Source organism: Anaerolineales bacterium (assembly GCA_022866145.1).
Taxonomy (GTDB): domain Bacteria; phylum Chloroflexota; class Anaerolineae; order Anaerolineales; family E44-bin32; genus PFL42.
The window spans coordinates 1-13177 of the sequence record JALHUE010000143.1 but is presented as its reverse complement, the minus strand read 5'-3'; the positions used below and the strand labels follow the sequence as shown (position 1 = coordinate 13177).

Sequence of the window (13177 nt, the reverse complement as noted above, 5' to 3'; positions counted from 1 at the left end):
GCGGGCATCCCGCACCCATCAAACATGTACTGGATGCCCGGAGTCAGCCTGCTCGCAGCTGCGGCCATGGCGGCCTTCGGCGACAGCTTCCGGGCAGCCCAGCTGCCTTCAATTCTCCTGACCGCCACCCTGCCCATGCTCGTCGCCTGGCTCAGCCTGCAGCTGTTCCATGCCAGGGACCGGGCGATGATGGCGGGGATGTTGGCGCTCTTCCCGGGCTTCTTCCTTGCCTTCTTCCTGACGACCGATGCCTTCGCGCTGTATGCCTGGGTTGGCGCAGCCACCCTCTTCGCCATCGCCAGCGCTCGCCAAGCGCCCACCAGCGGAAGGTGGTTGCTGGCCGGGGTGCTGGCCGCCTTGTGCCACTGGATCCGAGCCGATGGGCTGCTAATGCTGGTCGTAGGATTGGCGGCTGCCCTGACGGTTTCGGGCGCCCGCCTGCGGGGTGCAGCCGTGCTGGTCGTCGGGTATGGGCTGATCATGCTGCCGTGGTGGGCTCGAAACCAAATGGTTGTGGGGAGTCCCTTCGCCGCAGGACTGAGCCGCTCGCTGTGGTTCACCGACTACGATGACCTGTATGCCTTCCCGGCGGCGGGGCTGACGGCCGCCCGCTGGTGGGCGAGCGGCGCCGGTGCCATCGCCGGTGTGCGGCTGGCCGCACTTTGGTCGAATCTGCAGACGTTGGTGGTGGTGAACGGGTTGGTCTTCTTGGCGCCCCTGATGGCGCTCGGGGCCTGGCGAAGCCGCAGCCATCCGTACATCCGATCGAACCTGCTCTACCTGGCGTTGTTGCTGCTGATGATGTCCTTCGTCTTTCCCTTTGCCGGGCCGCGTGGCGGGTTCTTCCACTCCAGCACGGCGGTGATGCCGTTCCTGTGGGCTGTCGCACCCGTGGGGCTGTCGGCGGTCATCGAAGTCGGCGTTCGGCGGCGCGGGTGGGATGCCGGGCGCGCCGGGCGCGGATTCGGCATCGCTTGCATCGTGTTGGCGGCAATGGTCAGCCTGTGGGTCTTTCACTCCCGGGCCGTAGCGCCTGTCGCCGGTGGATGGGCCTGGCAGGCCAACCAGGCGCGTCACCAGGCCATCGCCAGGGCCTTCCCTGAGATCCGAGGGACGGCGGGGGCAATCGCCGCCAACGATCCGCCCGGCCTGTATCTGGCGGTAGATTCGCCGGTGATCCCGATCCCCGACGGTGATCTTGCCGCGCTTCTGCAAGCCGCTGCCGCCTACGATGCGGCCTGGGTCGTGCTCGAAGCCGACCACCCCATAGATCTCGCCTGGTTGTATGACCAGCCGACGTCGCAAGCCGGGCTTACCCTGAGGGCCCAGGCAGTTTCGCCCCAGGGGACACCGGTCTACCTGTTCCGGATTGGGCCGCCGGGCGAGGCCGAATGAAAGACCCCGGGCAGCGAGCGCAGCCTCTTGTCCTGGCGGCTTTCGTCGCCATCTGCATGCTTGTGTTTCTCGCTAGCAGCGCCGGGGTGCTCCGTCTTGGCTTCCCACTGGACGATGCCTGGATCCATCAGACCTATGCTCGCAACCTTGCCCGGCTCGGCGAATGGTCCTTCGTCCCGGGACAACCGAGCGCGGGCTCGACCGCTCCACTCTGGACGCTGTTGCTGACGGTCGGCTATGGCTTGCGCATCCCGCACCTGACCTGGGCGTACGCTCTCGGTGGGGCGATCTGGCTCGGGCTGGCATGGTCGGGAGGGAGGTGGTTTGCTCGACGGAACCCGGGGATGCCGGCAGGCGCCTGGGCAGTCGGCCTGCTGATCGCGGTCGAGTGGCATCTCGGCTGGGCAGCCGTGTCAGGAATGGAGACGCTGCTTTTCAGCTGGCTGGTTCTGCTGGCGCTATGGGCCATGGACGATGAGCGGGCGCCGTGGCTCGTGGGCGGGATCACAGCCATCGCCGTGTGGGTTCGGCCGGACGCATTGACATTGGTCCTCCCGGTGGTGGTGCACGCCCTGGCAGGCGCGGAGCACCGGCCAGGCCCGGTCGCCAAAGCGGCAGCGATGTACGCCATTGGCGTGGGCTTGGTGGCGCTGCCCTACTTCGCCCTGAATGCTGCGGCCGCCGGGACGGCCTTCCCCAGCACGCTCTACGCCAAGACCTTGGAATACAGCGAACTGCAGCACGATCCGTACTGGCTGCGCCTCTTCGCCCAGCTCCGATCTCCGCTGGTGGGAGTAGGAATCGTGCTTGTCCCCGGTCTGGTCTTGTCGGCCGTGCACGGCCTGCGATCACGGCGGACGGCTCGCCTGGCTCCCCTGGTCTGGGCTGTGGGCTATCTTGTCCTGTTCGCCCTGCGTCTACCCGTGGTCTACCAACACGGACGGTACGCCATGCCGGTCATTCCGATCGTGATCGTCCTGGGCGTGGAAGGGCTGATGCTCTGGGCCGATCTCGGATCCACCAGCCCAGTGCGCCGGATTGCCTCACGGGTCTGGGTCATAACCTTGGCTGTGGTGTCGGCGGCCTTCGTCGTCATCGGCGCACGCGCCTATGGCCAGGACGTGGCGATCATCGAGACCGAGATGGTGGACACAGCCGACTGGATCCGGGCGAACACGCCCGCCGGTTCGCTGATCGCGGCGCACGATATCGGTGCCCTGGGCTACTTTGGCGATCGGCCGATCCTGGACCTGGCTGGCCTGACCTCTGCCGAGGCCATCCCGATCCTGCGCGATGAGCCTGCCCTGGAGGCGTGGCTCAGTCGGGAGGGTGCGGCCTACTTGATGACCTTCCCGGGCTGGTATCCCAGGTTGAGCGCGCGCGGGACATCGGTTTACGCCAGCTCCGGGTCTTACAGCCCCGGCGCCGGTGGGGAGAACATGGCGGTGTATGCCTGGCCACCGGAGTGAGTTTGTTGTCCTGAGGACCCGTGTGCTATACTCGCCGCAATCCAGCGGTGGCGGAGAACGCGATGGACAAGATCGGTGTCTTCATTGTCGACGACCACCCGCTCTTCCGTGAAGGCGTACGCAACGTCATCAACGGCGAGGCCGACCTGCACGTGATCGGGGAAAGCATCAGCGGCGAGGAGGCTCTACCCTTGATCAAGGAACTGCAGCCGCATGTCGCCCTGATCGATGTCAACCTCCCGGGCATGAACGGCATGCAGCTCACCCGCCAGGTGGCGACCGAGCGCCTGGGGACTGCCGTCGTTCTGCTCACGGCCTACGACGATGTCGAGCAGGTGTTGCATGGGGTTCGGGCTGGCGCCGCCGCCTACTGCTCGAAAGACATCCAGGCTGGCAAGCTGGTCGACGTCATCCGTCAGGTGGCGCGCGGCTTCTACGTCGTCGGCGACCAGGTGTACGACAGCAACGGGCTGGCACAGTGGCTGGAGGAGGGCATCGAGAGCGTCCGCCGCCCTCACCTGGACGGGGAGGTCGAAGCCTTCTCGCCTCTCTCGCCCCGCGAGATGGAGATCTTGCAGTATGTCACCCGGGGCCTGAGCAACAAGGAGATCGCCGGTCGTCTGGGGATCAGTCACCAGACGGTAAAGAACCACATGACCGCCATTCTGCACAAGCTCGACGTCGAGGACCGCACGCAGGCGGCGGTCTACGCCCTCCGTCACGGTTGGGTGCGCCTTCAGGACACACGCAAGTAGGGCAGATCAGCCATGGCCCAGAGAGCAGAGCCTACGGAACCCAGCCCAGTTGAAGCCTTCATCGAGGAGGCTCGGGCCGAACTCGCCACCCTGCAACGCCAGGCCAAGGAGATCGGCCTGCTGGTGGCGCAGAGCCAGGGTGAGGTCGACAAGCTGGCCCAGCGCAACACCTCCGCCGCCGGCGAACTGCATCAGCTGCAGGCCCACTTCGACACCGTCCCGCGCGAGGACATCAAAGCCTCGTATGAGAAGGCCATGGACACCCAGCAGCGGCTGTTCACCATGCGGGGCCAGCTGGAGAAGCTGCAGGCCGACCAGGCGCACCTGAAGAACTACGGGGCTTTTGCCGAGCGCACGATCGGGCTGCTGGAAGGCGGCGCCAAGCCCCTGCCCGGGTCGGCTGCGCCGGAGGCAGCCATCGGGATCGAAGAGATCATCGAGGCCCAGGAAGAGGAACGCCGCAAGATCTCGCGGCTGATCCATGATGGCCCGGCCCAGTCACTGGCCAACTTCATCCTCCAGATCGAAATCGCCCTGCGGCTGTTCACCGTCGACCAGGAGCAGGCCCGGCAGGAACTGGTGGCGCTCAAGACCTCGGCCAACGCCACCTTCGCCACCGTCCGCGATTTCATTTTCGACCTACGGCCAATGATGCTCGACGACCTCGGCCTGGTCCCGACCGTTCGCCGCTACTCCGACGCCTTCAAGGACAAGACCGGATTGGCGCTGACAGTGGTCGTCACTGGGTCGGAGCGCCGGCTGGAGTCCCACCGGGAGGTTCTGATCTTCCGGGCTGCACAGACCCTGTTGGGGAACATCCGGGACCATGCCCAGGCGACCCAGGCCAAGGTCAGCCTGGACATGGATGTGGCCCAGATCCGGGTCAGCGTCGAGGACAACGGCCGAGGCTTTGACCGGGAGGCCGTGCTGTCGGAGGCCGCGCCGGAGAGGGGCCTGAAGCGCCTGGCCAAGCGGATCCAGCAGGTCGGCGGCAGTCTGGAAATCGAATCCACCCCAGGAAGTGGCACGCGAATTGCCTTTGCCATTCCGGTGGAGTGAGCAAGGCAGCTGTAAGGCCCGCGGGGCGGCCGGCCGGCCGGTGGGGCAGAGGCGGCGCGGACCGAGGTCCTATTGAGAGGCTCCCTCCTGGCTCCCTATAATGAGGGCACCCTGGAAACAACAGGAGATCCGAGGGAAAGGAGGGAAGCGCCATGTTGTTTGCCCCGAGAGAAAAAGGTCAGGGCCTGGTCGAGTACGCGCTGATTCTCGTCTTGGTTGCGGTCGTTGTCATCGTCATCCTTGCGCTGCTTGGACCGGCCATCGGCAACGTGTTCAGCAACATCGTCACCAACATCTAGCGCCCTGTCCGGCGAAGCCGGAGAGGGACGGACTGAGCACGAGCTGAGATGGAGCCCTATCGGCGATAGGGCTCCATGTGTCGAAGGGGAAGCGTCGATCCGGCTTGCCTGGTCCGACGCCTTTGGCTTGACAAAGGACTTGCAGACTGTATTATTGCCAGACGGTGGCATCTTGAGCGTGACTGCCTAAGGAGGGACTATGCGCCGCGGACGAATGCTGATCCTGGTCGCCATGGTACTGCTGCTGGGGGTGCTGGCGGCGTTCCTGGTTCTGAGGCGTTTCTCAGGCGGCGCTGGCTCCGGCCCGTCGGATGGCCCCCAGGCGCCGGCGGATATCGGGACGATCGTGATCGCGGCTCAGGACATCGCCCGCGGCTCGAGCATCCCCGAGAATGCCGTGGTCGTCTCCCCGTACCCGCGTGATCTGATCGTCGAGACCATGCTGACAGACGTCAGCCAGGTCACAGGCAAGTATGCCCGGCTGGACATCGCCCGCGGCCTGCCCGTCACCCAGAACATGCTGACTGAGGAACCGGGCAAGCTGCTGGGAGCGGGAAGCGTGGCGGCGGTCGCCATCCCTCCCGGCTTCACGGCGATCTCCGTCCCGATCACGCGCCTGTCGAGCGTCGCCTACGCCCTGCGCGGTGGCGACAAAGTGGATGTCATCGTCAGCGCCGTGGTGCTGGATCTGGATGAGGATTTCCAGACCCTGCTCCCGAACGACACGATGCTGCTCCTCGGGCAGGATGGGGGCAACCTCACGGGTTACGCCTGTACGGATCTCACGCAGGGCGAACGCGGCCCGGAGTGCACCAACCCTGAGCCGCCACCCATGGGCAAGCTCGAAATCGTGCAGGATACCGATGTGCCTCTGTACCAGCAACCGACCGAAGCCCAGCGCCCCAGGCTGGTCTCTCAGCGGCTGATTGAGAACGCGACCGTGCTGCACGTCGGCTCCTTCAAGACCGCCGACGAGGAGGCGCTCGGCCAATTGGCGTCGGTCCAGCCGGGAGGAGTTGGCGCGCCCGCTGGCTCGGAGCAGCAGACAACGACCGTTCGACCCCCGGATGTGATTACCCTGATCGTCTCGCCGCAGAATGCGCTGGCTCTGAACTGGGCGATGAAGGCCGGTTTGGATATGGTGTTCACCCTGCGCGGGCCGAACGACGTCACGGCCACGACCACCACCAGCGTCACTCTCGGCTACCTGTTCGAGAACTACCGGATCGAGGTGCCTGAGCCGCTGAACTTCGGCGTCGAGCCGCGCCTCAACCAGCCCATCACGCCGGTGCTCCCGAACGATGCACCGCCGCCGGCGCCACCGCAGTAGCCGGAGGGGGACGGAGGCCAGGGCCCGGAGCGCTGCATGCCTGAGCCGAGTGCCGAGAGCATTCGCGTCCTGATCGTCGATGATATTGCGGAGTTCCGCGAGAACATCCGCAAGCTCCTTCAATTCGAGAAGGACATCGAGGTCGTGGGCGCGGCACGCACCGGGCAGGAGGGGCTCGAGATCGCCCGAGCCACCCGCCCGCATGTCGTGGTCATGGACATCAACATGCCCGACATGGACGGCATCAGCGTCACCCGCGAATTGTTGAAGGACGTCGAGTTCGCTCAGATCATCATCGTCTCGGTGCAGAACGAACCTCACTACATGCGCGAGGCGATGCGGGCCGGCGCCAGCGACTTCATCCCCAAGCCACCCTCAACCGAGGAGCTGATCACCTCGGTCCGGCAGAACGGACTTGCCGCGATCGAGAAGGAAGAGCGGCAAAAAAGCACCCGCGCCTTCCCCTCCACCGGGCCGTTGGGGCAGCCCGTGGTCACCGGCGGCAAGATGATCGCCGTGTACTCCCCCAAGGGCGGGGTGGGGTGCACAACCCTGGCCACCAACCTGGCTATTGGCCTGAACGCCGAAAACACGCCGGCAGTACTGGTCGACGGCCACCTTCAGTTCGGCGACGTTTCGGTCTTCCTGAACATGCAGGTAAAGTTGAGCATGGTTGACCTGGCCTCACGCGCCGAGGAACTCGACCGAGAATTCGTCGACGAGATCTTGATGTCGCACAGCTCGGGTCTGCGGGTGCTGCCCGCACCGCCGCGGCCGGAGATGGCCGACGAAATCCATGCCGACCAGGTGCGGCCCGTGCTGCGCTGGCTGAAAGGGGTGTTCGCCTATGTGGTTGTGGACACGTCCTCCACCATGGACGACACGACCCTGGCGATCCTGGACGAATCCGACCTGATCCTGGCGGTGGCCACACCCGAGATCCCGGCCATCAAGGATGCGCGCTTGTTCCTCGACCTGGCGGGGATTCTGGGAATGCCCCGGGAGCGCGTGTTTTTTGTTCTCAACAAGATGGACAAGCGCAGCGGGATCGCCGCCTCGGCAGTCGCCGAGAACCTGAAGAAGTCGGTCGATGCCGAGATTCCCTTCGTTGATCAGGTCGTTACCACCTCGATCAACAAGGGCGTGCCGCTGCTGCTCGGAGATAAGTCCAAGATACCGGCCAAGAATCTATTGGAACTGGTGGCGTCGGTGAAGGAGAGGTTGCTGGCGGAGCCGGCCGAGGAAGAAACGGAAGAGCCGGTGGCGGAACGGCCGCGGCTGTTCGCCCGCTAGCTGGCAGGCCCGAGGTATTTGAGGAGGTGGATCGATGTCCTTGCTGAGCAAGATCGAGAAAGAGGCCCAGCGACCGGCGGTTCAGACCGGGGCGGCGGCCGCTCCGGCCGGCACCACCCGCCTGCAGCAGGCTCGGCCGCGCCCGGTCGCCATGCCGAACGAACCTCGCGGCGATCCCTATCATGGCCTGAAGGCCCGCGTCCAGAACAAGCTGCTGGCGGAGCTCGACCCATCGATGGATGTCAGCCAGACAGCCGAAGTGCGCAAGACGATTGAGGACCTGTTCGAAAGCATCCTGACCGAAGAGAAGATCGTCCTCTCGCGGCCGGAACGCCGCCGCTTGTTCGAGCAGATTGTGGCGGAGATCTTGGGCCTGGGCCCGCTCGAGCCGCTCCTGGCGGACGAGAGCATCACCGAGATCATGGTCAACGGCGGCAAGAACATCTACATCGAGCGCGCCGGCAAGATCTACCGCGAGCCGGCCGCCTTCGAGAGTGATGACCATCTGATGCGTATCATCGACCGCATCGTCTCTCCGCTGGGCCGGCGCATCGACGAGTCCAGCCCGTACGTTGACGCCCGCCTGACCGACGGGTCCCGCGTCAACGCCGTCATTCCGCCGATTTCCCTGGTTGGCCCCACCCTGACCATCCGGAAGTTCGCCAAGATCCCGATCACGGTCGAGCAGATGGTCGAGTGGGGGACGGTGACGGCGGAGGCAATGGAGTTCCTCAAGGCGTGCGTTATCGGACGGATCAACATGGTAGTCTCGGGCGGCACCGGCTCGGGGAAGACGACCTTCCTCAATCTGCTCTCCGCCTACATCCCGTCCAATGAGCGGATCATCACCATCGAAAACGCCGCCGAGCTCCAGCTGCGGCAGGAGCACGTCGTCACCCTGGAATCGCGCCCCCCGAACATCGAGGGCCGGGGCGAAGTCACCATCCAGAACCTGGTGGTCAATTCGCTGCGAATGCGTCCCGACCGCATCATCGTCGGCGAGATCCGTTCCGAAGAAGCGCTGGACATGCTCCAGGCGATGAACACCGGCCATGAGGGATCGATGACCACCGCCCACTCCAACAGCCCCCGCGATACGCTTTCGCGTATCGAGACGATGACCCTGATGGCGGGCATGGAGCTTCCGATCCGGGCGATCCGGGAGCAAATCGCCTCAGCCCTGGAACTGGTGGTGCACGTTGAACGCTTGCGCGACGGCACCCGCAAGGTGAGCCACATCGCCGAGATCCAGGGGATGGAAGGCGATGTCATTACCATGACCGACATCTACGTCTTCGAGCAGACCGGGTTTGAGAACGGTAAAGTCATTGGCCGCCTGCGCCCGACCGGCCTGCGGCCGCGGTTCATGGATAAGATCGAGGCGGCCGGGATCCGCCTTCCGGCCTCGATCTTTGGTGTCGGCGATAGGAGCCGCTACTAGGCAATGGACCTGCCCAACTTGATCCTCGCCATCGGGGCCGGCCTCGGCCTGATCCTGCTGGGCGCTGGAGTTGTCAGTTCCCTCGTCGGCCGAAGAACAGTCGTCGAAGAACGGTTGGGCCGCTACGCGGAGACGGGCGGCATGGTCATGCCGACGGCCGAGATTGAGGTAAAGACGAAGCAACGGCGCACCACCGCCCTGAGCGACTTCCTCAACCGGCTGGGGGAAGGCACCGACCGCTTCAGCAAGATCTCCCGCACCCTGGCCCGCGCCGACATTAAGCTCCGCCCGGCCGAGTACATCGCCGCCCAGCTGATCAGCGCCGTGCTGGTGGCGCTGGTCGCCTTCGTGCTCGGCAAGAACGCGATCTTCGCCATCGTCGGCCTAGTCCTTGGCTACCTGTTGCCGCAAATGTATGTCTCCCGGGCGCAGAAGGGCCGGCTGAAGATGTTCGACCAGCAGCTCGGCGACATGCTGAACTTGGTGGTCAACGGGTTGCGGGCGGGGTACTCCACGCTTCAGGCGATGGAAGCCGTCAGCCGCGAACTGCCCCCCCCGATCTGCGACGAGTTCCGGCGGGTGGTGCAGGAGATGCAGCTTGGCCTGTCGATGGAAGACGCCCTGGATCACCTGCTGCGGCGGATCCAGAGCGAGGACCTTGACCTGGTCATTACGGCCGTCAACGTCCAGCGCGAAGTCGGCGGCAATTTGGCCGAGATCCTGGACACGATTTCCTTCGTCATCCGCGAGCGCGTTCGCATCAAGGGCGAGATCGCGGCCCTGACTGCCCAGGGCCGCGCTACGGCCTGGGTGATCAGTGGCATGCCCATCGCTCTCTTCTTCCTGCTGCTGGCTATCAACCCCGAGTACATCAAACAGCCCTTCAAGGTCGGGGTGCCTGTGTTTATGGACTCAGGGATGTGTGGCATCGCCTGGGTTTGCATATCTGTCGGATTGGTGGGAACGGGTTTCGCCATCGTACAGAAAATGGTCAAGATCGACATCTAGTGCCAGCCGCGGTACCCCCGGGGCTGGCTCGTCGAGCAGGGTCAGGAGATACGAGCCCATGGTGATAGCGATCATTCTCGCGTTGGCGCTTGTCGGGGCCATTGTCCTGGTCGTGGCTGGCGTCCGTTCGCCGGAGGCCAAGAACTCGATTCAGGATCGCCTGGCCAATTATGCCGACCGGGACGAACCGGCGACGCTGGAAGAGATTGAGCTCTCAGAGCGATTCCAGGAACGCGTCATCGTCCCCATGCTCAACCGGATCGGGAAGCTGGCGGCGCGCTTCACGCCGCAGGCGACGCTGGAGTCGGCCAAGAAGCGCCTCGAGACCGCCGGCCTGCAAATCGATCCGGCGTTCTTCCTGTCGCTGCGCTTCGTGCTGGCCGGGCTGTTCGCCGGCGCCATCCTGATTGTGTACCTGACGACGAAGCGCAACTTTCTCCAAGGCCTGGGGCTGTCCGTGCTCTTCGCGGCGCTGGGGTTCTTCTTCCCGGACCTGTGGCTTCGCAGCCGTGTATCCCGACGTCAGAAAGGGATCTTTCGCGCTATGCCTGACGCCCTAGACCTGCTGACGATCTGCGTGGAAGCAGGGCTGGGGTTTGACGCCGCCATGGCCAAGGTGCATGAGAAATGGGAGACCGACCTTGCCCTCGAATTCGGACGGGTGATCCAGGAGATACGGCTGGGGAAGCTGCGCCGTGATGCCTTGCGGGATATGGCGGATCGGCTGCAGGTGACCGAGATGACCAGCTTCGTGGCGGCCATCATCCAATCCGAGCAGCTGGGCGTCAGCATGGCCAAGGTTCTCCGAATCCAGTCGGACCAGATGCGCGTCCGGCGCCGCCAGATGGCGGAAGAGGAAGCCCACAAGCTCCCCATCAAGATGGTCTTTCCGATCGCTCTGCTGATCTTCCCGTCGATCATGATCATCCTGCTTGGCCCGGCCGCGGCCAGCATGATGGGCTCGGCGCTCGGCGGGATCCTGGGATTCTCAGGGGGCTAGGGCGGATTGGCCGGCAGGCCATCATCGCCAGCAGGCGGCACAAGGCGCCAGGCAGGAGGAAGGCTTACGCACGATCGGCGCACGACTTGGCTCCAGCTGTTGCTGGAGCTTGTTTTTCCCGCCCGGTGCCTGGGGTGTGGAAGCGGTGGCAGCGTGTGGTGTCCGGAGTGTGATGCCTCGCTGCAGCGTCTACAGGTGCCGCTCTGTCCGGCGTGCGGCGAGCCGCTAACCGGGCCGGGGATGTGTCGGCGCTGCCAGCAGTCGCCAATCTTCCTGCCGCTGCGGTCCTTTGCCCGGTATCACGGGCCTCTGGCGCGGGCTGTGGTTAGGTTGAAGTACCGGCCCTCGCGCGAGATGGCTGCGGTCATGGGCGAATGGCTCTGGCAGGTGGTGCAGCAGGCCGGCTGGGAACTGCAGCTCGTCGTCCCCGTGCCGTTGGGCAGGGCCAGGCAGCGTCAGCGAGGGTATAATCAAGTCGCCCTCATCGCCTCCAGCCTGGCAGGGAGACTTGGCATCGAGTTTCGGCCCGATGCCATCCAACGGACGCGTGAAACGCGATCGCAGGTGGGCTTGGACGCCAACGCTCGCCGCGAGAATGTGCAGGGGGCATTCCAGGCAAGGCCCCAGCTTGTGCAAGACCGGACGGTCTGTCTAGTCGATGATCTGTTGACGACCGGAGCGACGCTCATCGCCTGCGCCGAGGCCGTGCGCCAGGCCGGATGCAGGCAGGTCGTGGGAGTGAGCGTCGGACGAGCGTAGCACCTAGTCGGGTGAGGCGGCCCTCAAGGAGGCAGCATGACCGTCGCGGTGGAAATTAGCGTTCACAACCTGGATCTGAATGACCGGCTGCGAGAATACGCCACGAAGAAGGCCAGCAAGCTCGATCGCTATCTGGACATTCTGGAAGAAGCCAAGGTCGACCTGGCATACGACAAGTCGGCCCGCAGCAGCGCCGACCGACAGGTGGCGCAGTTGACCGTTCGCGGCAAGGGGGTGATGCTGCGAGCCGAAGAGCGGACCGATGACATCTATGCCTCGATTGATGCCGTCATGGAAAAGATGTACCGCCAGGTCGAGCGATATAGGGGTCGTCACTGGCGAGGGCGCGGGGACGGCCGCACCGCGGCCGAGGCCGGTGCCGATCCTGAGGCTGAGCCGCTCGAGATCCAACACACGATCAGCCGCCGCAAGAGCTTCCCGCTGTCACCGATGGATGAGGACGAGGCCGTTGAACAGATGGAGCTTATCGGGCACACTGACTTCTTTGTCTTCCTGAACACGAGCTCGAACGCGGTCAACGTCCTGTACCGCCGCCGGGATGGAACGCTCGGTCTGATCGAGACCGAGGTCGCCTAGCCCTGCTGGCTCGGAAGCCGGCGGCCCCTTCGCCGGCTTCCGACGCTCTGCCCATGCCCCGCCCTATTCCGGTGCTGATGCTCCTACCGCCAGCCGGGCCCACACCCGCCGAGGCCTGGATGGGAGAAGTGCGCTTGGCGGCCGCTCTCGATCTTCTCAGCCGCCTCGAGAAGCAAGAGGGTGTTTCCCAGGTGTTCTCCCTGGCTGCCCGGCCGGCGGATGCGGAGCGCCTGGCGCACGCAGGGGCAAGCCTGTGGCGCGCCTCGCAAGACGCCTTTCACTTCGGCGCCGTTCTGGCGGAGTTCGCCGCAGGGCATGGCCGTTCCGGCCTGGCCTACTTCGGGGGCGCCAGTGCGCCACTGGCCGACACGACTGCCTTGGCGGCTGCCTTTGCGGTGGCCGACGAATCCCGGCCGACGGCAGCCGTCAACAACCTGTACTCGACCGACTGGTTTGTGATCAACGATGGCTCGCTGCTCGTGCCGCTGGCAGCCTCAATCCCGAATGACAACCCGGTGGGATGGCGGTTGCAGCAAGAAACCGGCTGCACCGTCCAGCCTCTCCCCGCCCGCGCCGCCACCCGGGCCGACATCGATACGCCGGCCGATGCCTTCCTGCTGTCGGGCCATCCAGACCTGGGTCCGTTTCTGGAGACCGTCTTGAACCAAGGCCCGGCCGATATGCTGAGGCGGACGGACAGCCTGCGACAGGTGCTCAGGTCCCAGGCCCGTACGCTGGCAGTGATCGGCCGTTCGTCGTCCCACGTCTGGCG

13 protein-coding genes are annotated in these 13177 nt (G+C 65.1%); all 13 read left to right on the top strand.

Features of this window, described 5'->3' with window-relative positions:
* The coding region (locus tag MUO23_04525; GenBank protein MCJ7512215.1) for a glycosyltransferase family 39 protein at window positions 1-1395 on the top strand (1395 nt) is incomplete at its 5' end.
* On the top strand, window positions 1392-2864 hold the full coding sequence (locus MUO23_04520; GenBank protein ID MCJ7512214.1) for a hypothetical protein: 1473 nt from the start codon (window positions 1392-1394) through the stop codon (window positions 2862-2864). The genes MUO23_04525 and MUO23_04520, both read left to right, overlap by 4 nt.
* Window positions 2865-2926: 62 nt before the next feature.
* A complete protein-coding gene (locus MUO23_04515; GenBank protein ID MCJ7512213.1) occupies window positions 2927-3619 on the top strand; it encodes a response regulator transcription factor in 693 nt (230 codons plus the stop codon).
* 12 nt (window positions 3620-3631) lie between these two features.
* Complete coding sequence (locus tag MUO23_04510) at window positions 3632-4678, top strand: sensor histidine kinase (GenBank protein MCJ7512212.1); 1047 nt, start codon at window positions 3632-3634, stop codon at window positions 4676-4678.
* Window positions 4679-4830: 152 nt separating this feature from the next.
* The gene (locus tag MUO23_04505) at window positions 4831-4977 is read left to right on the top strand and encodes a Flp family type IVb pilin (GenBank protein ID MCJ7512211.1); all 147 of its coding nucleotides are present in this window, start codon (window positions 4831-4833) and stop codon (window positions 4975-4977) included.
* A 199-nt stretch (window positions 4978-5176) separates the two neighbouring features.
* Window positions 5177-6307 (top strand): SAF domain-containing protein, encoded by a 1131-nt coding sequence (locus MUO23_04500; GenBank protein ID MCJ7512210.1) that lies wholly within the window; start codon window positions 5177-5179, stop codon window positions 6305-6307.
* 36 nt (window positions 6308-6343) lie between these two features.
* A complete protein-coding gene (locus tag MUO23_04495) occupies window positions 6344-7600 on the top strand; it encodes a response regulator (protein ID MCJ7512209.1) in 1257 nt (418 codons plus the stop codon).
* Between the two features lie 34 nt (window positions 7601-7634).
* Window positions 7635-9041, top strand: coding sequence for a CpaF family protein (locus tag MUO23_04490; GenBank protein ID MCJ7512208.1), 1407 nt, complete (start codon window positions 7635-7637; stop codon window positions 9039-9041).
* A gap of 3 nt (window positions 9042-9044) precedes the next feature.
* Entirely contained in the window at window positions 9045-10049 is a 1005-nt protein-coding gene (locus tag MUO23_04485; GenBank protein MCJ7512207.1) for a type II secretion system F family protein, read from the top strand.
* 58 nt (window positions 10050-10107) lie between these two features.
* Complete coding sequence (locus MUO23_04480; GenBank protein ID MCJ7512206.1) at window positions 10108-11049, top strand: type II secretion system F family protein; 942 nt, start codon at window positions 10108-10110, stop codon at window positions 11047-11049.
* Window positions 11050-11370: 321 nt separating this feature from the next.
* Window positions 11371-11808: a ComF family protein gene (locus MUO23_04475; GenBank protein ID MCJ7512205.1), complete on the top strand. Its 438-nt coding sequence runs from the start codon at window positions 11371-11373 to the stop codon at window positions 11806-11808.
* A gap of 36 nt (window positions 11809-11844) precedes the next feature.
* Window positions 11845-12405, top strand: coding sequence for a ribosome-associated translation inhibitor RaiA (gene raiA, locus MUO23_04470; GenBank protein MCJ7512204.1), 561 nt, complete (start codon window positions 11845-11847; stop codon window positions 12403-12405).
* 119 nt (window positions 12406-12524) lie between these two features.
* Window positions 12525-13177: hypothetical protein (locus MUO23_04465; protein MCJ7512203.1), on the top strand; the 653-nt coding region annotated here is incomplete at its 3' end.